We start from the raw sequence: 22,063 nt of genomic DNA on the forward strand, positions 1-22,063 counted from the left end.
CCTGTAAGATAGTCGGGAAAATGCACATCACCACACAACGCAGGCAGGTGCAATGAGTGACGACAGTCTGATCCACGACGAGACGGCAGGTATCGAACGGCTGCTGAAAATCATGCAACGGCTGCGCGACCCGGACACCGGATGCCCCTGGGATATCGAACAGGATTTCGCCTCTGTCGCCCCCTATACCATCGAAGAGGCCTATGAGGTCGCCGATGCGATCGAGCGCCGGTCCTGGTCCGAGCTGAAGGGGGAATTGGGGGATCTTCTGTTTCAGTCGGTGTTTCATGCCCAGATGGCCGATGAGGCGGGATATTTCAATTTTCAGGACGTGGTCACCACCATGTCGAACAAGATGGTGTCGCGCCACCCGCATGTTTTCGGAAACGAAGACCGCGAGAAATCCGTCGACCAGCAAGCGCAGGACTGGGAGAGGATCAAAGCTGCCGAGCGCGCGTCGAACGCCCAATCCGGCGCCCTTGACGGCGTGGCCGTTGGCCTGCCTGCGCTCCTGCGGGCCTTCAAATTGCAAAAACGCGCCGCGCGGGTCGGATTTGACTGGCCCTCGGCGCAGAATGTTCTGGCCAAGATTGCCGAGGAATCTGCCGAGTTGGTCGAGGCCCGCGAGCAGCTCAGTCAGACCGAAGTCGAAGAAGAATTTGGCGATCTGCTGTTCGTGATGGCCAATCTCGGTCGTCATCTGGGCGTCGAACCAGAGGCCGCCCTGCGCCGCACAAATGCAAAATTCACGCGCCGGTTCACCGCCGTAGAGGAAAAACTTGCGGCAATCGGAAAGCGCGCGGAGGACAGTGACCTCGACGAAATGGATGGTTTGTGGAACCAGGTCAAAGCCGAAGAAAAATCCCGCAACTGACCGCTCCGCCCACTGACTGCCCCGCCCGCAGGATGCAAGCGATAGCTGCCCCTAAATCAATCAGGCTGACGGAGTACCCCGCCCTTTTGGGCAGCGCCGCTCTGGACAAGCCATCGCAGGCTTGACACTGTCCCCCCTCAGCCAACGGAGACCACAATGAGAGCGCGTAAAATCATCATCGATACCGACCCCGGACAGGACGACGCGGTCGCCATTCTGCTGGCTTTGGGGTCGCCGCAGGACATCGATCTCTTGGGGATTACCACCGTGGCCGGGAATGTGCCGCTGGCGCTGACGCAAAAGAACGCGCGGATCGTTTGCGAGGTCGCAGAGCGCCGGGATGTGAAGGTCCATGCGGGCTGTGCGGCCCCGCTTGAGCGGGCCTTGGTGACGGCCGAACATGTCCACGGCAGAACCGGGCTGGACGGGCCGGAGCTGTTTGAACCGACCATGGCTCTGGCGGAGCAGAACGGTGTCGATTTCATCATCGAGAGCCTGCGACAGGAGGCCCCCGGGACGGTGACGCTCTGCCCGCTCGGCCCTCTCACCAATATCGCCGCCGCCTTTCGCAAGGCGCCGGACATCATCGGACGGGTGCAGGAAATCGTGCTGATGGGCGGGGCCTATTTCGAGGTCGGCAACATCACCCCCGCAGCCGAATTCAACATATATGTCGACCCCGAAGCCGCCCGCGAGGTTCTGGGCTGCGGTGTTGCCGTCACCATGATGCCGCTGGATGTGACCCACAAGGCGCTGGCCACCCCGGCCCGGGTGGCCGCCTTTCGCGATCTCGGCACCCGTGTGGGCAGCTTCACCGCCGATATGCTTGAGTTCTTTGAACGCTTCGATGTGGAAAAATACGGGTCCGAAGGCGGCCCCTTGCATGACCCATGTGTCATTGCCTACCTGATCAGGCCCGAGCTTTTCTCGGGGCGGCATGTGAATGTCGAGGTGGAGACCGCCTCCGAGCTGACCCTGGGCATGACCGTCGCCGACTGGTGGGGGGTCACGGATCGCAGCCCGAATGCGATGTTCATCGGCGATGTGGAAGCGGATGGCTTCTTTGCCCTGCTGACCGAACGTCTGGGTCGGCTATGAGCGCCTCGCTGCATCTTGCGGGCCCGGATGATCTGGAAAAGCTGCTGACTCTGGTGGCCAGTTTTCACGCCGAATGCGGCATCGACAGCACCGAGGAGCAACGCCGTGGCGCGCTGCTGCCACTGCTCGAAGGGATCCCCTATGGCGCGATCTATCTGATAGGCCCGGCCCGCGCGCCCATCGGCTATCTCGTCATGACCTTCAGCTGGTCGGTGGAATTCGGCGGGCTGGACGGGATGATAGACGAGCTGTTCATCCGGCCCGCAGTGCGGGGGCGCGGCATCGCAACCGAGGTTCTGCACGCCCTGCCCCGAACCCTCGGCGAAGCAGGCGTTGGTGCGATACATCTCGAAGTGGACCGCACCAACGAGGCCGCAATGAAGCTGTATCGGCGCGCCCGTTTCGAGCCGCGCGCGCAATATATGCTGATGAGCCGCAGGCTGTAGCCCGGGCTCAATTTTCAGCGTTCTCCTCAGTTTCCAGCGATCCGCTCAGTCTTGGGCGATCATCCCTGTGCCACTGGCGGCGGCGATTTGCTCGTCGCCAAGGGCGAACAGAATGGCGCAGGCCCCGTCACAGGCATGGCCCGCCGCCATCACCGTGGCGAGACGCACACCATGCTCCTGCGCCACGGCCAGAAGCCCCGCAATCCGCCGGGCCGCCGCCTCATCTCCGCCTGTGCCCGCCAGCCAGAGGGCGATGGGCGCATATCGCGGCTCTTCGAGCATGGCAGTTTCAAAGAGATGCAGGAAGGCGCCATAGTCGATCGCCTTCACTTCGCCATCAAGACGCAGACCACCCGGAACCCTGCTCCAACCGGCCTGCGCCTCCTGTCCTGACAGGGCGGTTCCAGACAGCGCAGTGCCAGACAGGGCGGTGCCAGACAGGGCGGCGCCAGACAGCGCGGTCCCGCAGATAAAACTCGCCATAAGAACCGCTATCAGTCGCGTTCCACGATACATGACATACCTCCAAATGCTTTCGAGGCGCCGCATTTGCAGGATGCGACAGGCTCAGCATGTCATGAAATCGTTACAAATGTCACGGCAGTCTCTGTGGAAGGGCGCAGCCCGGCCCCGTCAGGGGTGTGAAGGCCCAAAGTTTCAGCCGAACCGCTGCGCCCCCGACCGATCCTTCAGGGACGCAGCAACGGCACATGTGCCGCGCGGTCGAGGCCGATCACCCCGCTAAGACGCGGGTCATCCACGATCTCGATTGCACGTCCGTAGGGCACAAAACCCGCGCGCCTGTAAAATCCCAATGCCTGCGCGCTGTCCAACGTACAGGTATGCACAAAAAACCGTTTGATCGGGCGCGAGAATGCCCGATCAAACGCATGTTCCATCAGCCAGCGGCCCACGCCCCCACCGATCAAAGCGGGGGCGAGACCGAAAAACGACAACTCGCAATCGCCGTTTGGCATCCATTCCAGCTCCAGAAGGCCCAGATCCTCACCTGCTTTGTGAACCGACCACACTTCGACCGCCTCAGATGCCAGATGGGCCTTCAGCACATCCTCCGCCATCAGCAGGCGGGAAAACCACAGGTAGTCCTCGCCCACCCGGCGATAGAGCTTTCGGTACCATTCCAGATCGGGCGCATCATGCCGCAGGAGGGTCAGCTCCGCCGGCTTCTCCACCGCCCGCGCAACTGGGCGCGCTGTCATCTCGAGATAGGTCACAACCGCCGCGATCTTTCCGGGCGCTAGATCTGTGATGCCATCAGGCAGGGTCATGGGCCACTCCGCAGGCTGGGAAACAGGTTCCGCCTAGGTCTAGGGGCAGCGCCCCGTCATCGCAAGCGCTTGTGAAATATCGAAAGCTCTGGGTTTGATACGAAAAACGCCCCGGTGCAATGCCCGGGGCGCTCTCAGGATCATATGGCCGCGCGGCTCATCCCTTGAGGATGGACCGACCGGCATATTCCGCCACTTCACCAAGCGTTTCCTCGATGCGGATCAGCTGGTTGTACTTCGCGAGCCTGTCGGAACGCGCCAGCGAACCGGTCTTGATCTGGCCGCAGTTGGTGGCGACGGCGAGGTCGGCAATGGTTGCATCTTCGGTCTCGCCGGAGCGGTGGGACATCACGTTGGTATAGCCGGCCCGATGCGCCATCTCGACGGCCTCCAATGTCTCTGTCAGGGTGCCGATCTGGTTCACCTTCACCAGCATGGAATTGGCGCAGCCCTTCTCGATGCCCATCGCCAGACGCTCCGGGTTGGTCACGAAGAGATCATCGCCAACCAGCTGCACCTTGCCGCCCAGCGTATCGGTCAGCGCCTTCCAGCCCTCCCAGTCATCTTCGGACATGCCGTCTTCGATCGAGATGATCGGGTAGTCATTGACCAGCGCCGCAAGATAGGCTGCGTTTTCCTGCGATGTCAGGGTCTTGCCTTCTCCCGCCAGAACGTATTTGCCGTCCTTGTAATATTCCGTCGCCGCGCAATCGAGCGCCAGATAGATCTCCTCGCCCGGCTTGTAGCCTGCTTTTTCGATAGACTTCAGAATGAAATCAAGCGCCTCGCGTGAGGACGCGATGTTGGGTGCAAAACCACCTTCGTCGCCGATCCCGGTCGAAAGCCCGGCTGCGGACAGCTCTTTCTTCAGGGTGTGAAAGACCTCGGACCCCATACGCACGGCGTCGCGGATATTTTCCGCCGCAACCGGCATGATCATGAATTCCTGGATGTCGATCGGGTTGTCCGCGTGCTCTCCGCCGTTGATGATATTCATCATCGGCACCGGCAGGATGCGCGCCGCCGCACCGCCGACATAGCGATAGAGCGGTTGCGTGGTGAAATCTGCGGCCGCCTTTGCCACCGCCAGCGATACACCAAGGATGGCATTGGCGCCCAAACGCCCCTTGTTATCGGTGCCGTCCAATTCGATCATGGCCCGGTCGATCGAGACCTGCTCTGTCGCGTCGAACCCGACCAGCTCGTCGGCGATTTCACCATTGACGGCCGCCACGGCCTCCAGAACGCCCTTGCCCAGATAGCGGGCCTTGTCGCCGTCGCGCTTTTCCACCGCCTCATAGGCGCCGGTGGAGGCCCCGGAGGGCACCGCCGCGCGGCCCATGGTGCCGTCTTCGAGAACGATATCCACTTCGACGGTCGGGTTGCCCCGGCTGTCGAGGATTTCGCGGGCGTGAATGTCGATAATGGTGCTCATCGCAAATGGTCCCTCACTGTGACACGATTTGCCCTTGGTCATAACAAGCCCGTGTAAAAAGTAAACCGGATGCGTTATCGCTAACGGAGGCATTTCATGCGGTTTACCCCTCACAGGAGATATTTTTTACATCTTTGCGCGGCTTTCGGCCGGCCACCGCCCAGTTCAGCCCCCAGGCCACTGTCCCGTTCACCCTCAGTTCACCCCCAGCCCACCCTCCTGTCGCGGCAAAAATGACGCGTCCCGGGCCGCAATTTCGGACCAGATATCGCAGTCTCTTGTACAGATTCATTAACACAGCAAGCATACAGCCATGAACAACACTCCGGGTTTCCGTAGATTTCTGATCACCAATGCCCCGTATCTGTCGGCGGGCGCGATGCTGACATTCCTGTCCAGCTTTGGTCAGACCTTCTTTATCTCGGTCTTTGCCGGCCAGATCCGCGAGGAGTTCGGCCTCAGCCATGCCGGATGGGGTGGGCTGTATATGATCGGCACCACCGCCTCGGCACTGGTGATGATCTGGGCCGGTGGCTTGTCGGACATCCTGCGGGTCCGCCATCTCGGTCCGCTGGTTCTTTGCGGATTGGCGCTGGCCTGCCTCACTATGGCGTTCAATCACAGCCTCTGGCTGCTGCCGGTCGCGATCTTTGCGCTGCGGTTCTTCGGCCAGGGCATGAGCAGCCATCTGGCGGTGGTGGCAATGGCGCGCTGGTTCGTGGCGGCGCGCGGGCGGGCCTTGTCGCTGGCCGCCCTTGGGTTTTCCCTGGGCGAAGCTCTGCTGCCCCTGAGCTTCGTCGCCCTGATGACCGTGCTGGACTGGCGGGTGCTCTGGGTCATCAGCGCCGGTATCTGCCTCCTTGGCGCGCCGCTGCTGGCGCGGCTTCTGGCGCAGGAACGCACGCCGCAGTCCTCTGCCGGGGATGAAAGCGCGGCCGGCATGGACAACCGGCACTGGACCCGCTGGGACGCATTCCGCTCGCCGCTGTTCTGGTTCATGGTGCCTGCGGTTCTGGGGCCACCCGCCTTCAATACCGCGTTCTTTTTCCACCAGCTGCATTTTGCCACCACCAAGGGCTGGACGCATCTGGAACTGGTCGCCTTCTTCCCACTCTATACCGCGCTTTCCGTGGTCGCCATGATGGTCTCCGGCTGGGCGCTGGATCGCTGGGGCGCGGCGCGGCTGACACCGTTTTATCAGCTGCCCATGGTGGCCGCCTTCGTGATCTTTGCCACCGCCACCAGCGGCCCGGGCATCGGGGCCGCCTTCTTCTGTCTGGCCCTGACCACCGGCGCTCAGGCCACGTTGCCGAACTCCTTCTGGGCCGAACTCTTCGGGACCCGCAACATCGGAGCGATCAAGGCGCTGGCCACGGCCGTCATGGTCTTTGGCTCTGCCATTGGTCCGGGGCTGACCGGCCTTCTGATTGATCTGGGCTTCAGCTTTGATAGGCAAGCCTATGGGATTGCGATCTATTTCACAATCACGACCCTATTGATGATGGTGGGCGTCGGGCAGGCCCGCAAGCGCTTGCCGCCTCCTGCCGGAGGGGCCACCTAGGTCACGATGTCGCCCAACTGCCGGGCCGCCTGCCGGGCCACCTGCGCCAGCCGCCGTTCGCGCACAAACGTATAGAGGCCGGTCGCAATGATCAGCGCCGAGCCCGCCAGCGTCATCTGATCGGGGCGTTCTGCGAACACGATGGCGCCGCCGACCATCGCAAACACCAGGCGCGCGTAGCGAAATGGCGTGATCGCCGCCGCATCCGCCACCCGCGTCGCCGTGACGATACCGTAGTAGGCGATCACGCCAAAGACAGCGCCGCAGGCCAGCATCGCCCATTCAAACCCGGTCGGCGCAACCACACCCGTCGGTGAAATCACCAACAGGACGCCGCCCGCAACGACGACCGCCCAATAGGCCTGAACACTGACGAGCGACGACGGAATGGAAGCGTTCATGCGGCGGGTGATCAGGTCTCGGACCGCGACACACAGGACTGATATCAGAACCAGCAGCGCGTTGGGCTCAAACCCCGACAGTCCCGGCCTGATGATCATCAGCACCCCGACAAAGCCGACGAAAATGGCGGTCCACCGGCGCCAGCCGACCTGCTCGCCCAGGAACAGCGCCGCCCCCATGGTGATCGCCAGAGGGGTTGCCTGAAACACCGCCGCGACCACCGAAATATCGACCAGGGCCAGCGCCGTGGCAAAGCTCATCGCGGCGCCGCCCTCGGCCAGCGCCCGCAGCACCGGCAATGGCCGCCAGGCCGCAGGCACGAAAACGGAATGCCCCTGCAGCCACAACACCGCGAGAAACACGAAGCCTGCGCCAAAGCCGATCAGGATCAGGATCTGCCCCACCGGAATGGTGCCCGAGAGCTGCTTGATGAACAGGTCTTCGATGGTAAAACCCACCATTGCAAGAAGCAGCAGCACTATACCTTTGACGTTGTCCATGGTGTCGCCCTTCGGGTTGAGATCCGTCCTGTGTCAGACCTCCGCCTTCGCGCAGGGCACGCCCGGGGCGCAAGCGCAAATGCGACCAGCCAACAGCATAAGTTGTGAACCGCCGCATTCAAAACCGTGATGGCCCATTTGGCAGGCCCTCCGAAAGGCGCTCTCGAATGTCCTCTCGGGCCCGCCGCGCGCGATCAGCGCGCCTCAGCGTCCCTTGCGGATCGGCACACCGTAGAGCTCCAGCTTGTGCCCCTTCAGCCTGTAGCCGAGCTTCTGCGCGATTTTTTCCTGCAGCGCCTCAATGTCGGGGTCGCAGAATTCGATCACCTCACCGGTGTTGAGGTCAATCAGATGGTCATGGTGATCGCGGTCGGCATCCTCATAGCGGGCCCGGCCATCGCCAAATTCCAGCCGGTCCAGAATGCCCGATTCCTCGAACAATTTGACCGTGCGATAGACGGTCGCCAGCGAAATCCGGGAATCGAGCGCATTGGCGCGGGCATGCAGCTCCTCCACATCCGGATGATCGTCGCTGTCCTGCAGGATCCCCGCAATCGTGCGCCGGGGACCGGTCATACGCAATCCATGCGCTTCACATCGCGAGATGATGGTATCCGTCGTCATGCCTGTCCCTTCCCTTTGCCCGATCAGGGGTTCCTTGCTTGGCGCTTCTTTTTAGCGAATACAACCCCTGTCGAAAACAGCGTTCTGCGCGGATGCACCATTGACAAATGCCGCCCCGCAGGTCATGTGCCCCCACAGGCACACCCTCTGCCGCGTGAGCAGAGAGCCGAAGCGCCCCGGAATTCTTATGGATCCCGGCATGATATGTCCCCTGACCTCAGGCGGGCCTTTGCGTTTCAGACCGGCTCTTGTCGGGGTTGCCATGGTTCCAAGATCACGCGTGGGGCTACGTGCGAGAGATCGACCCGTCGGCATGAGGCCAGACGGAGTCGGAGATTTCCGCCCCACTCGAACGGGTGTCGCAGGCCAGAAAGCCGCGGCCCCGGCGGTATGCGTCGTTCTCTGACACGCCTGCCGAAGAAAGGCTATTTGTGACCGAATTTTCTACAATGGATCTGCCCGCGCAGCTTCTGACCCGTGTGACTGAAATGGGGTTCAAGGACCCGACACCAATCCAGGCACATGCAATCCCCCACGCCCTGCAGGGCAAGGATGTTCTGGGGCTGGCGCAGACCGGCACCGGCAAGACAGCCGCCTTCGGCATCCCGCTCGTGGCGCAGATGCTGGAATACGGCCAGAAGCCCGCGGCCAAGACCGTGCGCGGCTTGATCCTGGCCCCGACCCGCGAGCTTGCCAATCAGATTGCAGAAACGCTCAAGGGGCTGACGGACGGCACGCCGTTGAAAACCGGCCTTGTGGTCGGTGGCGTCTCCATCAATCCGCAGATTGCGCGCATCGCCCGGGGGACCGACATCCTGGTTGCCACCCCCGGTCGCCTTCTGGACATCCTCGACCGCCGCGCGCTCGACCTTGGGTCCTGCGATTTTCTGGTGCTGGACGAGGCCGACCAGATGCTCGACCTCGGGTTCATTCATGCCTTGCGCAAGATCGCCGCACTGCTCCCCGAAGAGCGTCAGACCATGCTGTTCTCGGCCACCATGCCGAAACAGATGAATGAAATCGCCAATGCCTACCTCAAAAGCCCCGTGCGCGTGGAGGTGACCCCTCCGGGCAAGCCTGCCGCCAAGGTGACCCAGTCGGTGCATTTCATCGCCAAAGCCGAAAAGCTGAAGTTGCTGAAAGAGCAGCTGGCCACCCATGAGGGTGAGCGGACGCTGGTCTTCGGGCGTACCAAGCACGGTATGGAAAAGCTGATGAAAGTGCTGGAGAAATCCGGTTTCAAAGCGGCCGCCATTCACGGCAACAAGAGCCAGGGACAGCGTGAGCGGGCCCTGCGCGCGTTCAAATCCGGCGAGATCACGGTTTTGGTTGCCACCGATGTGGCCGCCCGGGGGCTCGACATTCCGGATGTGAAATACGTCTACAACTATGAACTGCCCAACGTTCCGGACGCCTATGTGCACCGGATCGGACGCACCGCGCGGGCGGGCAAGGACGGCCAGGCCGTGGCCTTCTGCGCCCCGGATGAAATCGGCGATCTGAAGGCGATCCAGAAGACTATGGGGATCACCATTCCCGTTGCCTCCGGTCGCGCCTGGGAAGAGCTGCCCGATCCGGCCTCCAAACCGGCACGCGGCGGTGGCCGTGGTCGCCCCGGCGGCAGTGGCGGCGGACGCGGCAAATCCGCAGGCAAACCCGGCGGTGGACGTCGCCGCTTTGGCGGTGGTGGCAAATCTGAAGCACAGGGCGGCGGCGAAGCCCGCTCCGCAGGCGGCGGAGCATCCCGCCAGCGCCGGAAATCCTGACCCGGATCAGACCACCAGGTCAGCAGTCATGACCACAGGGGCGGGAGATCTCCCGCCCCTTTTGATCTGTGCCACAGGCACCGACAAAAGCGTTGGGCCGCGCAGGCCGCGCCGGAGGCGCGGCCTGCGCCCCCGCGCGACGCGAACCGCGGCGCAAAACCTCCTCTTTCCAGACAGCTGCCCAGAGACCTGTACAGATAAACGGCCAGATAGATCTCCAGACACCCGCCCGCCACCGCGCAGCGGGCAAGGTGCCGTCTTCAGTCAGTCAGGTCCCACAAAACGTGGCCTGCACCACCTCCCCCTCAGAGGGCGGGCGCCGCAGATCCTCAAACCCGGGCAGCGGTTCATAGGGGCGTGCAAGCGCCGTCATCAGCCGCTCAAACGGCGCAAGGTCACCGGCGACCGCAGCGGCTATCATCTGTTCAACCCGATGATTGCGCGGGATGAGAACCGGGTTGGCCCGGGCCATGACCGCCTCCGGGTCGCGCTCGCCTTCAAGCCGCCGCAACCAGCGGTCCTTCCACTTGTCAAAACCAGAGGGGTCCAGAAACTGATCCCGCGCCTCGGCGTCCATCAGGGCCCGGAATGTATTGGTAAAATCGGCCTGCCCTTCCGTCATCAGCTGCAACAGGTCGGTAATCAGCTCCGGATCATCGGCGTCTTCGGTCAGAAGTCCCAGTTTGGCCCGTAACCGCCTCAGCCGAGCCGCTTCGATCAGGCCCGGCATGGCATGGACGATCTCTGTTGCCTCTTCGACCGCGTCGCTGGGGTCCTCGTATTGCTGGATCAGCGCTGTCGCCAGTTGCGCCAAGTTCCAGACCGCGATCTCCGGCTGGTTGGAAAACGCATATCGCCCGGCACGATCGATGGAGGAAAACACCCGGTTCGGATGAAACACATCCATGAAGGCACAGGGGCCGTAGTCAATGGTCTCACCGGAAATGGAGCTGTTGTCCGTATTCATCACGCCATGGATGAACCCAACGCTCATCCAGGCCGCAATCAGCTCCACCTGCGCATCGCGCACGCTCCGCAACAGCCCCATCGGACCTCGGGCGTCCGGGGCGTGGCGCGCAATGGCATAGTCGGTCAGGGTTTTGAGAGCCGCCGTTTCTCCACGCGCGGCAAAGACCTGAAATGTCCCGACCCGCAGATGGCTGCGGGCCACCCGCGTCAGGACCGCACCGGGCAGCGCCCCTTCGCGCCAGATCGTCTCTCCCGTGGCGACGGCGGCAAGCGCCCGCGTGGTCGGGATCCCCAGAGCATGCATCGCCTCCGAGACCACATATTCCCGCAGCACCGGCCCCAGCCATGCCCGCCCGTCCCCGTTTCGGGAATAGGGGGTCGGGCCTGACCCTTTGAGCTGGATGTCGTGGCGGATGCCATCGGTGCCGACCACCTCGCCCAGCAACAGGGCGCGGCCGTCTCCGAGTTGCGGGTTGAAATTGCCGAACTGATGGCCCGCATAGAGCTGCGCCAGGGGTTCGGCCCCCTCCGGGATCTGATTGCCGCCAAAGACTGCGGCCAGTTCGGCCTCCTCGCTGGGCGCGATGCCCAATGTGTCGGCCAGTCCCGAATTGAAGGCCAGAAGACGGGGCGCCGCCACCGCCGTGGGCGCCTGTCGCGTATAGAACTGCGGCGGCAGTTGCGCATAGGTATTGTCGAATGGGATGTTGAGTGTCATGGGCGAAACATATGGCGTCGCGGCGCAATTACCACCCGGAAACGCCCCGCCCGAGCGGCGCCACGCAAATAAGGACCACCCCATGATGCACAACATGCGCGCAGAAGAGATCATTGAGACCCTGAGACTGGAGCGGCACCCCGAAGGCGGCTGGTATCGTCAGACCTGGATTGAAGAAACCGGCGCGCGTGATGCGCCAGAGGACGACGCCCCGCGCCCCAGTGGCACCTGCATCTATTTCCTGTTGCGCCGGGGCGAGGCCAGCCACTGGCACCGCGTGGACGCTACCGAGATCTGGCTGTACCACGCCGGGGCACCGCTGATTCTGTCGATGTCAGCGACGGACAGCGGCCCGGCCATCGACCATTTGTTGTCTCCTGACCTGAGACACGGACGGCCGCAGTTGATTGTCCCCAAGGACCATTGGCAGGCGGCCCGCAGCACCGGGGACTGGACGCTGGTGAGCTGCACGGTATCGCCCGGTTTCGATTTTTCGGGCTTTGAGCTGGCGCCTGAAACCTTTGATATTCCGCGTCAATCGCAGGCAAAATAGCGCTCTCATATCGGATCTTTCCGGGTCGTACCGGGGAGCAGGTATCAAAGGCCCGCATCAGGAGATGCGGGCAATCAAGAGCGCCGCCACAGAGCCCCACAGAGCACCACAGAGCGCCAGAAGGAGCGCTACCAGGAGCGCCACTGGTCGAGGGATGTCGCGAGGGATTTCGCGGCGGGCCTTGCCCGACGCGACCGGCCGCGCGCGCCCGTTCCGGGCGCGCGCGGCCCCGCCAAACCAGAGCAAAGCGCCCCGAGGCAGACGCTACCTCATCAGGCATCGACTGCAGGCAACCACCCCGCGGGGACCGTCACCACGCCTCCGCCCACGCAGGCCCGCACCCCCGTGGTCCGCGGGGCCGAAGTGGCCATGCCACGGGCAACACGCACGGCCAGATAGGCAAACGCCTGTGCCTCCAGCATGTCACCGTCGAGACCCACCGTCTCGACCGGTTCGACCGGGCAATCCAGCGACACCCGCAGCATTTCCATCAGCACCGGATTGTGCCGCCCCCCACCCGTGACCAGCACCCGCTCCGGAGGCTCGGGGCAATGCTGCATGCCCTGCGCCACGGCGGCGGCGCACATGGCCGTCAGCGTGGCGGCGGCATCGGCATCGCTCAGCTCTGTCACCAGACCGACCATTTCTGAGAAATCGTTCCGGTCCAGAGACTTCGGCGGCATTCTTGAAAAATACGGCTCGGCGAGAAACAGCTCCAGCGCACCGGTTTCGACGGATCCGTCGCTGGCAATCCGCCCGTCCTTGTCCATCTCCAGCCCCAGCCGGGCCTGAAGGAAATCATTCAGCGGCGCATTGGCGGGGCCGGTGTCAAAGGCCAGCAAGGCACCATCCTCCTCGGGGCGCGAATAGCGGGGATCCACATAGGTCAGGTTGCCGACGCCCCCCAAATTCAGAAAACACAACGGCTCGGCCGCGCCGATATAGTGCGCGCAGGCGTGATGGAAAAACGGCGCCAGCGGCGCGCCCTCCCCCCCAAGGGAGACATCATCCGAGCGAAAGTCCCAGACCACCGGCAGGCCGAGCGCCTGTGCCAGCACCGCCCCGTCGCCAACCTGCAGCGTCCCCTGCAGGCGCGGCGCGTGGGCAACGGTCTGGCCGTGGAACCCGATCACCTCGACATCAGTATGGGCGCTCAGCAGGTCGATATGCGCCTGCTCCACCACCCGGGCCGCCGCCACCACCTGAGGTCCGCTCCACTGTCCCAGGGCCGCCCGCAGGGTCTCGCGCTCCGCTGCCGAATAGGGCCGGAACCCGGCGCCGCCAAAGGCGAAAATCTCCCGGCCGTCCGTCTCCAGAACCGCAGCGTCAACCCCGTCCAGCGATGTGCCGCTCATGGCGCCCAGGGCGCGGACCGGCCCGGATTTGGAAATGGCTTTGCCCATCTCTGCCCTCTTTCATGCAAAACCGGGCCGTTTCGCCCGTTGCCCAGCAGTCTACACTGCGCATTTTGTCGCGAAAACAGGTTCCAACCCCGGCGGATGCGATTTATACCCGCGCTTGCAAATTCAAAAGCCGGGGCGTGCTATGACCTATCATCCAAAATCGGATTTCATCGCCATCATGATGGAGCGCGGGTTCCTCGCGGACTGCACCGATTATCAGGGCCTCGACGATGCTCTGGTGAACGGGACCCAGACGGCATATATCGGCTATGACGCCACCGCTCAGTCGCTGCACGTGGGGCATCTGCTCAACATCATGATGCTGCGCTGGCTGCAAAAGACGGGCCACCGGCCGATCACGTTGATGGGCGGTGGCACCACAAAGGTCGGTGACCCCTCTTTTCGCTCGGACGAACGGCCCCTGCTTGGCCCCGAACAGATCGACGCGAATATTGCGGGCATGCAGAAGGTGTTTGCCAAATATCTCAGCTATGGTGACGGCGCCTCAGATGCGCTGATGCTCAACAATGCGGAATGGCTGGATGAGCTGAACTACCTCGATTTCCTGCGCGATATCGGGCGCCATTTCTCGGTCAACCGGATGCTCAGCTTCGAGAGCGTGAAGTCACGCCTCGACCGCGAACAGTCGCTGTCGTTTCTCGAATTCAACTATATGATTCTCCAAGCCTATGACTTCCTCGAGCTGAACCGCCGCTACGGCTGCACCCTGCAGATGGGCGGGTCAGACCAATGGGGCAATATCGTCAACGGGATCGACCTGACACGGCGGGTTCTGGACAATGAAATCTACGGCCTCACCTCGCCGCTGCTGACCACCTCAGACGGTCGCAAAATGGGCAAATCCCAGGGCGGTGCCATCTGGCTCAATGACGAGATGCTCAGCTCATATGAGTTCTGGCAGTTCTGGCGCAATACGACCGATGCCGATGTGGGGCGCTTCCTCAAGCTCTATACCGAGATCCCTGTGGACGAATGTGACCGCCTCGGGGCTCTGCAGGGCTCCGAGATCAACGAGGGCAAGGTGATCCTCGCCAATGCGGTCACCAGCCTGCTGCACGGGCCGGAGGCCGCCCAGGCCGCAGAAGCCACCGCGCGCGAAGTGTTCGAGAAGGGCGGCATCGGCGATGATCTGCCCACCCTGACGCTCTCCTCCGCAGAGCTGGGCGACGGCATGTCCATCGTGCAGATGATCGTCAAGTCAGGCCTCGCCAAGACCGGCAAGGAAGCAAAACGGCTGATCGCGGAAAACGGCGCGAAAATCGACGACCAGCCCCTGACCGACGCGGGTCTGATGATCGACGCGAAAGCGCTGTCGGCTCCGATCAAACTGTCCGCAGGCAAGAAACGCCACGCTCTGGTTCAGCTGCAGGGCTGAGCTGCCACACCGCTCAACAGGCGCGGGCAAGAAGGGCTGTGTCTCTCTTGCCCGCGCCTGTTCCCCGACTTCGGATCATCCCGAGGCGCTCCTATTGCACCCTGTTGCACCGGACGCATGCGGGCATTCGCGCCGTCCGCACATCGGACCGGCGCCCCTCGCCCACAGTTTGCGCCCAAGCTGTGCGCCCAAAGTGTGCGCCCTGACGGCGAAGCCTCACAGAACCAGCAGATCAAGCACCGTCAGCACGACGAAAGTCGGAACCGACAGTAAACTGGCCAGAAGAACCGCAGCCGATTTTGTCATCCGCGCGCCAGGAGCTTCCTTTCCGTACACTTTAATCGCTTTTTTCATGGTTCCATTAACCCTCGCTTAGGTTTCAATCCGGTTAATGGCGCCATGTTTGATCTCGCCGCCTCAGATGCCATGCCCCGTACCACCCACCGCTCATCCCTCATTCCTGCGCTGGCGCAATCGCCGCACTTCGTGGCAGCCCTGCGCCATGCCGGACAGGCTCCGCTGCTGCTGGATCGACTGCAGGATATGGTCGTGCTGCGCCGCACCATCTGCGGCCTGCCCTGTGCCATGGTCAACCGCGCCGACCTGGTGAAACCCGCACGCCTGCTGGAGATCCTGCAGGAAGAGGGGTTGCGCCGCACTCCCGTCATCCTGTCGCCCGAACGACCGGTGCCGGAACTGGCCCGTCTCGGCGCCCTGCCCCTGATGACGCCCGCCAGTGTGGGGACCTTGGCAATCCATCAAAATCGTGAGGACCGGCGCGCGGGTCTGGAGCAGAAATGGCGCAACCGCCTGTCTCATGCCGAGTCGCAAGCGCTGCGGATCACGCGCCGGAATATGCCTCTCTCCCCCGACCATTGGTTGCTCCGGGCCGATGCGGCGCAACAACGCCGCCGTCGCTACCGCAGTTGGCCCGTGGCCCTGACCCTGGCCTATGCCGAGGCCAACCCCGGCTGTGCCAAACTGTTTGAGGCCTTCGATGATCACGAGCGGGTGGCCGGAATTCTGGTGCTCACCCATGGGGAGGGTGCGACCTATCACATCGCCCACAGCACGGAGCGCGGCAAAGACCTGTCGGCGCATAATCTGCTGATGTGGACGGCCATGGACTGGCTGGCCTCCAAAGGCATCCGGCAACTGGATCTTGGCGTGATCAACACAGAGGACGCGGCCGGGCTCGCGCGGTTCAAACTGGGCACCGGCGCCACCGTCGAGACGCTCGGTGGCACATGGCTCTTCTGGCCGCCACTCGGCCGGTGCCTGGCCCCTCTGGCCTCGATCGATCTCAACCTCATGGGGGCCTGAGCGCCCCGCGGCCCTCCCACGCGCCACCCGGCCCCGCTCCGGTCCCATTGCGGTCCCGTTTCGCTCCCCGCCCGCACATGACTGGACAGGGCTGCGCCACCGTGATTATCTGAACGCACGTTCATTTCAGGGGAGGAGCGCGGGATATGAAACTCGCAACAACACGCGCCGTCATCACCGGCGGCGCCTCAGGCCTGGGCGAGGCTACCGCCCGCCATTTCCGCACTGCGGGCGCAGAGGTCACAATATTCGATCGGGATGCGGATCGGGGGCAGCGGATCGCCGACAGTATCGGAGCCCATTTTGCGCAGACCGATGTGACCAGCGAAGCCTCCGTCCAGGCCGCCATTTCTCTGGCCTCAGAGCGCATGGGCGGGATCTCGGCCTGCGTCAACTGTGCAGGGATCGCCCATGCCATCAAGACGGTCGGGCGGGACGGACCGCACCCGCTTGCCGCCTTTCAGTCCACCATCGACATCAATCTCGTCGGCAGTTTCAACGTCTCCCGCCTGGCCGCTGCGGAGATCGCAAAGACGGAACCGGCGCCCGATGGGGCACGCGGCGTTATCATCAACACGGCCTCCATCGCGGCCTTTGACGGGCAAAAGGGGCAGGCCGCCTATGCTGCGTCAAAAGGCGGCATCGTTGGCATGACCCTGCCCATGGCCCGCGATCTGGCCTCTCTCGGCATTCGGGTGATGGCCATTGCTCCGGGGATCTTCATGACGCCGATGCTGGCCGGGCTGCCGGAGGAGGCGCAGGCGCAGCTGGCCGCCGATGTGCCGAATCCGGCGCGGCTTGGCCAGCCCGAGGAATACGCAAGGCTGGCCGGCTTCATCGTAGAGTTGGGCTATCTGAACGGAGAGGTCATTCGCCTCGACGGGGCCTTGCGGATGCGGTGATCTTTCTGGCGACACGCGCCTCCCTCCCGTCCCGGCTGCCCTGCCTTCTGCCAAGGGGGCACTCCGTTTGGGGGGGGGAGCGGCGCCGCGCGCGCCCGGCACGGGCGCGCGCGGCGCCGGTCGCTTTGGGCCGAAGGCCCAAAGCGAAACACCTCATCAGCCGTCGGCTTTCTCTTCCAGCGTCAGCCACTCTTCTTCTGCCAGAGCGAGCTTTTGCTGACGCTCGACCAGAGCCTCGGTCGCTTTTTTGAATTTCACCGGCTCGCGGCTGAACAACTCCGGGTCGGCCATCAACCCTTCCAGCTTTGCGATTTCCGCCTCCAACCGGGAGATTTCATCCGGCAGCACCTCAAGGCGATGCCTTTCCTTGAAGCTCAGAACCTCCCGGGGCGGCGCCGCTGCGGCCTTGGGTTTGACCTTTGACACCTTTTGCTTGTCCGCCTTGCCCGCGCCGTCCAAAGGGCCGCGCTGTGACAGATAATCACTCCAGCCCCCCGCATAGACCGTGGCCTTGCCCGCGCCCTCCATTGCAACCGTGGCCGTTGCCACCCGGTCGAGAAAATCCCGGTCGTGGCTGACCAGCAGGACGGTGCCATCGTAGCTGTCCAGCAGCTCTTGCAGAAGATCCAGCGTTTCCACATCCAGGTCGTTCGTCGGTTCGTCAAGCACCAGCATGTTGGAGGCGCGCGCCATCAGGCGGGCCAGCAGCAACCGGGCCTTCTCACCGCCGGACAGCGACCGTACCGGCGCCCGCACCTGGCGTTCGTCAAACAGGAATTCCTTCAGATATCCGACCACATGTTTGGGCTGGCCCCGCACCATCACCTGATCCGCCTTGCCGGAAATGCCCATCAAGGGATCGGCCGTCAGATTTTCCCAAAGGCTCGCATTGCCATCGAGCTGATCCCGCGTCTGGTCAAAGACGGCGATATCGAGGTTGGTGCCCAGTTTGATCTGCCCCGCGTCCGGCTGCTCCTGGCCCAGCAGTATCTTCAGCAAGGTCGTCTTGCCGATGCCATTGGGGCCAACAAAGGCAATCCGGTCGCCGCGCTGGACGGTGACCGAAAACCCCTCGATGATCTGCTTGTCGCCGAACCGCTTGCTCAGCCCCTCGGCCTCGATCACTTTACGTCCTGATTTCGGACCACTTTCCAGGTCCATCGCAGCGGTGCCCTGACGGGAAATCTGCGACGCACGATCCGCTTTCAGGTCCTGCAGGGCGCGCACCCGGCCCATATTGCGTTTGCGCCGGGCAGAGATCCCTTCCACCGCCCAGCGGCTCTCGGATTTGATCAGCCGATTGAGCTTGTGACGGGCCATGTCCTCCTCCTCCCAGACCTTGTCCCGCCAGGCTTCGAAATCCTCGAACCCCTTGTCCTGACGACGCACCTGGCCGCGGTCCACCCAGAGCGTCGCCCGCGTCAGGGCGCGCAGAAAGGCGCGGTCGTGGGAGATCAGCACAAAGGCCGCACGGGTGGCCGCCAGCTCGCTTTCGAGCCAGGAAATCGCCTCGATGTCGAGATGGTTTGTCGGCTCGTCCAGCAGCATCAGTTCGGGCGCCTCTGCCATCAGCTTTGCCAGCGCCGCCCGGCGCCGCTCGCCGCCGGATGCGGTATTGACCGGGCGGTCGGGGTCAAATTTCAGCCCTTCGCCCGCGCGCTCCACCTTGTAGAGTTCGCCCGGATCCAGCTCGGAGGCGGCAAAATCCCCGAGGGTTGCGAAGCCTTCCATCTTCGGGTCCTGCTCCATGTAGCCCACGGAATTTCCCGGCGGGATCACGACGGAGCCTGCATCGGCCTCCACCAGCCCAGCCATGACTTTCATCAGGGTCGACTTGCCAGAGCCATTGCGCCCGACCAGCGCCACCCGGTCGCCCGGTTGGACCACAAGATCAAGGTCGGAAAAGATCGGATCGCCGCCGAAGGTCAGCGAAATACCGTTCATCTGAAGGAGAGGAATACGTGCCATGACAGCGGAGCTAAACCGGGGCCGGTGGCGCGTCAACGTCAGAAGCGTCAGAACCGGGCAGCACCGGTGGATTTGCGAGGCTCTGCCTCGCGCTCCGAGGTATTTTTGAAAAGATGAAAAGCCACGGACCGGACGACCGCGGCAGCGCTCAGCCCATGACGGCGCGCAGGAGCCGCTTTCGGGCGGGCGGAATTGCGCCGATTTCCAGGCCGGTAAACACGTGAAGCGTGTTCATATGGGTGTCGACCACCGCATGATCGCTGACCCAGCCCCCCATCATCAGATAGGTCCGCAACAAGGGCGGCATCCGCAGCATTGCCTTTTTGGCATCGGGTTTGCGGCGCAGGCGGGCCGCGAAGCGAAACACATTCGGAGCTTTGACCTGCGGCAGCCAGCGTTTGGGGGCCAGATGGCGGTGTTTGAGCATGGCGAATGCATCGAGGTAATCCGTGGTCTCGGTGCCTGCGAAGGAGGAACATCCAAACAGCATCTGGACGTCCTGCCTGTCGACGAAAGTGGTCATTGCGCCCCAGGCCACCCGCAGAATGTCAGGGTCCTTCCAGGCCTGATGGATACAGAAGCGGCCCATCTCGACCATGCGTCCCTCGAAGTTCAAGAGCCCCGAGAGGTCGTAGTATTGCGCCGAGTAGCTGCGCTCCACATCTGTGCCGGCCTCCAGAACCAGCATCCGAAAGCAACAGACCAGGGTGTCTGTGCGGTTGTCTTCGACCAGGATGTGGGCGCAGGTCGCGTCGAAGTCATCCTGATCGATGGCCTCGGTCCGAAAGCACAGGGTCCGCAGCGCCCGGGCTGCCGCGATATCAGCCGGGCCCTGGGCCAGCCGGGCGCGATAGCGCCCTTTGCTCAGCAGGATACCAGAGCGGGCCTCCGGGGGGGCTGGTGACTGCGATGAGTGGGGGCGGAAACTGGCTGCCATGGGGTCGGGGTGCTCACGTTTGAGAATCGCCATCTGCGGATCGCCCGCGCCCGGGTCCGGGCACAGATCACAGTGACATCCGGCTAGCACATAACATGTGAAGCCCGGGTGACAGTTTCATCCCCCACACCACCCCCGCCTCACGCCCAGGGGTGAACTGCGATCCGGTCGACCGCAGCCGCCACCGGGTTACTGCTGCAGGAAGCTGCCCGGGTTGAAGTTGCCGAGGTTGCCGAGCAGCTGGCGCAGGAAGGTTTTGTCATCAAGGCTCGAGTCGGTCACCCGGCGCTCCAGCGGAATGGCCCGACCGTCCGCCAATGTGTAGCGTTGCACGCTGTCGACCACCCCGGCCTGATCGAAGGTGATCGCCACCAGATCGCGGGCGACAACCTTGGGCGCGCGGGCTCCGTAGAACTTCATGCGCGAGGTCACGTAATAATAGCCGCTGTCGTCCACGAAGGAGTCGATGGTGGGGGCGCCGACCGTTTCCGCCACCGAGTCGCGGGTATCAACGCCGACCACAACCTCGTTCAAGAGCTCCGGTCCGGGGATCCAGCCATGCTTGCGATACGTGGCCGTACAGGCCACAACGGTGGCCAGAACCCCGACAAGCAGCGCGGCTCGCAGCGCGGTTTTTACGGTCTTTGGTGTTGCAAACATGCGCTTCCCCTGCCCTTCGGCTTGATTAAGACTGAAGTCCCGATTACCTAAACCGGGCCTCTGGTTCAAGAAATGAAAGTGTTCACGTGAGTTCAGCCCCCTCTTCGCCAACCGCCCTCCGGGTGGCCGACCTGCCCCAGAACCGCCCCACGCGCTTTGCGCTGGTGCCGGAGTCCTCTGAATTGACGGAGATCGCGCGCGAGTTGGGTGTCGAAACCCTGCGCAAACTGCGCTTTGAGGGTGAGATTTCCGCACGCGGCAAACGCGACTGGGCGCTGAAGGGCAAGCTGGGCTTTACCGTGGTGCAGCCCTGTGTCGTGACACTGGAGCCGGTGACGACCCGCATCGACACGCCTGTGGAGCGGTTGTTCCTCGCCCGGATCGACACGCCTGAGGAAGAAGAGGTCGAAATGTCCGAAGACGATCACATCGATCCGTTGGGCGAAGAGATCGATCCCTATCTGGTCATGGTGGAATCTGTGGCCCTGCATCTGCCGCAGTATCCGCGCAAGGATGGTGCCGAACTGGGCCAGCACGTACACGCCGAGCCCGGCACCGCGCCGATGACCGACGAAGACACCCGCCCCTTTGCGGGGCTTGCGGACCTGATCAAACCCGCGGGCGCCGCCAGTGCGGAGAGCTCTGATGCAGCATCGGGAGAGGCACAGGGCGAGACACGGGGCGAGACACGGGGCAAGAAACCCAAACAGTGATCGCAGCTCATTCGGCGGTGGCTGCGGGCTTTGGCATCGCCGGGCGAGATCAAAAACAGGGCACTTTGGGAATTCGGGCTGGCGCTCGACACCGGGGTTCCCTAAAAAACCGCTTGCGCCGTCGAGGATTCGCAGTATTTTCGCGCGCTCATCGGAATTTTTGGTTGGACATCGGACAGGCAGCGGCCTACACGCACGTCACACCGCCCGTCAGACCGATTGACACGGAAATATGAAACGCGCCGAAAGGATCTGTCCTGACGGCCCCAGTTAGACAAAGGTTGAGACATGGCTGTCCAACAGAACAAAGTATCCAAATCGCGCCGCAACAACCGCCGCGCGCACGATGCACTGGTTGCTGCAAACCCGAACGAATGCTCGAACTGCGGTGAACTGCGTCGTCCCCACCATGTATGCCCGTCCTGCGGCCATTATGATGACAAGGAAATCGTTGCACAGGCCGATGAAATCGACCTCGACGAAGACGCGGCCTGAGCAATAACGGAATCACGGATGCCAGGCAGGC

General features: G+C 63.1%; 22 protein-coding genes. 11 read left to right on the forward strand and 11 right to left on the reverse strand.

The features are described from left to right. Positions 1 to 52: 52 nt before the first annotated feature. The 3 genes from mazG to FGE21_RS08590 all read left to right on the forward strand — a co-directional run bounded on the left by mazG (position 53) and on the right by FGE21_RS08590 (position 2,418). On the forward strand, positions 53 to 874 hold the full coding sequence (mazG, locus tag FGE21_RS08580; protein ID WP_139662885.1) for a nucleoside triphosphate pyrophosphohydrolase: 822 nt from the start codon (positions 53 to 55) through the stop codon (positions 872 to 874). A 156-nt stretch (positions 875 to 1,030) separates the two neighbouring features. Then, positions 1,031 to 1,972, forward strand: a complete 942-nt coding sequence (locus FGE21_RS08585) for a nucleoside hydrolase (protein WP_139662886.1) — start codon at positions 1,031 to 1,033, stop codon at positions 1,970 to 1,972. Beyond that, positions 1,969 to 2,418: an N-acetyltransferase gene (locus tag FGE21_RS08590; protein WP_139662887.1), complete on the forward strand. Its 450-nt coding sequence runs from the start codon at positions 1,969 to 1,971 to the stop codon at positions 2,416 to 2,418. The genes FGE21_RS08585 and FGE21_RS08590 overlap by 4 nt, the downstream gene beginning before the upstream one ends. Before the next feature lie 45 nt (positions 2,419 to 2,463). On the opposite strand, the gene FGE21_RS08595 is transcribed toward FGE21_RS08590, so the two are convergent. The 3 genes from FGE21_RS08595 to eno all read right to left on the reverse strand — a co-directional run bounded on the left by FGE21_RS08595 (position 2,464) and on the right by eno (position 5,142). Then, positions 2,464 to 2,934 carry a hypothetical protein gene (locus FGE21_RS08595; protein WP_176695392.1) on the reverse strand — a complete coding sequence of 157 codons (471 nt, stop codon included), beginning with the start codon at positions 2,932 to 2,934 and terminating at the stop codon, positions 2,464 to 2,466. Positions 2,935 to 3,107: 173 nt separating this feature from the next. Then, complete coding sequence (locus FGE21_RS08600; protein WP_139662889.1) at positions 3,108 to 3,707, reverse strand: GNAT family N-acetyltransferase; 600 nt, start codon at positions 3,705 to 3,707, stop codon at positions 3,108 to 3,110. 157 nt (positions 3,708 to 3,864) lie between these two features. Beyond that, entirely contained in the window at positions 3,865 to 5,142 is a 1,278-nt protein-coding gene (eno, locus tag FGE21_RS08605) for a phosphopyruvate hydratase (protein WP_139662890.1), read from the reverse strand. Between the two features lie 313 nt (positions 5,143 to 5,455). Between eno and FGE21_RS08610 the strand changes: the two genes are divergently transcribed. Continuing rightward, positions 5,456 to 6,703 (forward strand): MFS transporter, encoded by a 1,248-nt coding sequence (locus tag FGE21_RS08610; protein ID WP_139662891.1) that lies wholly within the window; start codon positions 5,456 to 5,458, stop codon positions 6,701 to 6,703. Here FGE21_RS08610 and FGE21_RS08615 read toward each other — a convergent pair. Together FGE21_RS08615 and FGE21_RS08620 are read right to left on the reverse strand one after the other, a co-directional pair. Next, the gene (locus FGE21_RS08615; RefSeq protein ID WP_139662892.1) at positions 6,700 to 7,605 is read right to left on the reverse strand and encodes a DMT family transporter; all 906 of its coding nucleotides are present in this window, start codon (positions 7,603 to 7,605) and stop codon (positions 6,700 to 6,702) included. The two genes, FGE21_RS08610 and FGE21_RS08615, sit on opposite strands and share 4 nt — an antisense overlap. 204 nt (positions 7,606 to 7,809) lie before the next feature. After that, positions 7,810 to 8,229, reverse strand: coding sequence for a Fur family transcriptional regulator (locus FGE21_RS08620; protein ID WP_139662893.1), 420 nt, complete (start codon positions 8,227 to 8,229; stop codon positions 7,810 to 7,812). A 431-nt stretch (positions 8,230 to 8,660) separates the two neighbouring features. On the opposite strand from FGE21_RS08620, the gene FGE21_RS08625 reads away from it, so the two are divergent. Further along, entirely contained in the window at positions 8,661 to 9,995 is a 1,335-nt protein-coding gene (locus FGE21_RS08625; RefSeq protein WP_139662894.1) for a DEAD/DEAH box helicase, read from the forward strand. A gap of 268 nt (positions 9,996 to 10,263) precedes the next feature. Here FGE21_RS08625 and FGE21_RS08630 read toward each other — a convergent pair whose 3' ends face one another. After that, a complete protein-coding gene (locus FGE21_RS08630; protein ID WP_139662895.1) occupies positions 10,264 to 11,682 on the reverse strand; it encodes a YdiU family protein in 1,419 nt (472 codons plus the stop codon). Positions 11,683 to 11,764: 82 nt separating this feature from the next. Here FGE21_RS08630 and FGE21_RS08635 point away from each other — a divergent pair, with 82 nt between their 5' ends. Then, positions 11,765 to 12,235 (forward strand): cupin domain-containing protein, encoded by a 471-nt coding sequence (locus FGE21_RS08635; protein WP_255731451.1) that lies wholly within the window; start codon positions 11,765 to 11,767, stop codon positions 12,233 to 12,235. 272 nt (positions 12,236 to 12,507) lie between these two features. Here the strand turns inward: FGE21_RS08635 and FGE21_RS08640 are convergent, their stop codons facing one another. Beyond that, positions 12,508 to 13,638 (reverse strand): anhydro-N-acetylmuramic acid kinase, encoded by a 1,131-nt coding sequence (locus tag FGE21_RS08640; RefSeq protein WP_139662896.1) that lies wholly within the window; start codon positions 13,636 to 13,638, stop codon positions 12,508 to 12,510. Between the two features lie 142 nt (positions 13,639 to 13,780). Between FGE21_RS08640 and tyrS the strand changes: the two genes are divergently transcribed. Beyond that, the gene (gene tyrS, locus FGE21_RS08645; RefSeq protein ID WP_139662897.1) at positions 13,781 to 15,034 is read left to right on the forward strand and encodes a tyrosine--tRNA ligase; all 1,254 of its coding nucleotides are present in this window, start codon (positions 13,781 to 13,783) and stop codon (positions 15,032 to 15,034) included. Between the two features lie 216 nt (positions 15,035 to 15,250). Here the strand turns inward: tyrS and FGE21_RS20045 are convergent, their stop codons facing one another. Beyond that, entirely contained in the window at positions 15,251 to 15,388 is a 138-nt protein-coding gene (locus FGE21_RS20045) for a hypothetical protein (protein WP_176695393.1), read from the reverse strand. Positions 15,389 to 15,433: 45 nt separating this feature from the next. Here FGE21_RS20045 and FGE21_RS08650 point away from each other — a divergent pair, with 45 nt between their 5' ends. Continuing rightward, entirely contained in the window at positions 15,434 to 16,357 is a 924-nt protein-coding gene (locus tag FGE21_RS08650; RefSeq protein ID WP_139662898.1) for a GNAT family N-acetyltransferase, read from the forward strand. Positions 16,358 to 16,503: 146 nt separating this feature from the next. After that, the gene (locus FGE21_RS08655) at positions 16,504 to 17,259 is read left to right on the forward strand and encodes an SDR family NAD(P)-dependent oxidoreductase (protein WP_139662899.1); all 756 of its coding nucleotides are present in this window, start codon (positions 16,504 to 16,506) and stop codon (positions 17,257 to 17,259) included. Positions 17,260 to 17,415: 156 nt separating this feature from the next. Here the strand turns inward: FGE21_RS08655 and FGE21_RS08660 are convergent, their stop codons facing one another. The 3 genes from FGE21_RS08660 to FGE21_RS08670 all read right to left on the reverse strand — a co-directional run bounded on the left by FGE21_RS08660 (position 17,416) and on the right by FGE21_RS08670 (position 20,824). Continuing rightward, positions 17,416 to 19,227, reverse strand: coding sequence for an ABC-F family ATP-binding cassette domain-containing protein (locus FGE21_RS08660; protein ID WP_139662900.1), 1,812 nt, complete (start codon positions 19,225 to 19,227; stop codon positions 17,416 to 17,418). 148 nt (positions 19,228 to 19,375) lie between these two features. Then, positions 19,376 to 20,197, reverse strand: a complete 822-nt coding sequence (locus tag FGE21_RS08665) for a GNAT family N-acetyltransferase (protein WP_370285583.1) — start codon at positions 20,195 to 20,197, stop codon at positions 19,376 to 19,378. Between the two features lie 156 nt (positions 20,198 to 20,353). Next, positions 20,354 to 20,824 (reverse strand): outer membrane protein assembly factor BamE, encoded by a 471-nt coding sequence (locus FGE21_RS08670; protein WP_139662901.1) that lies wholly within the window; start codon positions 20,822 to 20,824, stop codon positions 20,354 to 20,356. A gap of 86 nt (positions 20,825 to 20,910) precedes the next feature. Between FGE21_RS08670 and FGE21_RS08675 the strand changes: the two genes are divergently transcribed. After that, positions 20,911 to 21,537 (forward strand): DUF177 domain-containing protein, encoded by a 627-nt coding sequence (locus FGE21_RS08675; protein ID WP_139662902.1) that lies wholly within the window; start codon positions 20,911 to 20,913, stop codon positions 21,535 to 21,537. A 288-nt stretch (positions 21,538 to 21,825) separates the two neighbouring features. After that, positions 21,826 to 22,032, forward strand: coding sequence for a 50S ribosomal protein L32 (rpmF, locus tag FGE21_RS08680; protein ID WP_005623419.1), 207 nt, complete (start codon positions 21,826 to 21,828; stop codon positions 22,030 to 22,032). Positions 22,033 to 22,063 lie beyond the last annotated feature (31 nt).

The organism is Phaeobacter sp. B1627 (assembly GCF_006265095.1).
In the GTDB taxonomy this organism is placed as follows: Bacteria; Pseudomonadota; Alphaproteobacteria; order Rhodobacterales; family Rhodobacteraceae; genus Epibacterium.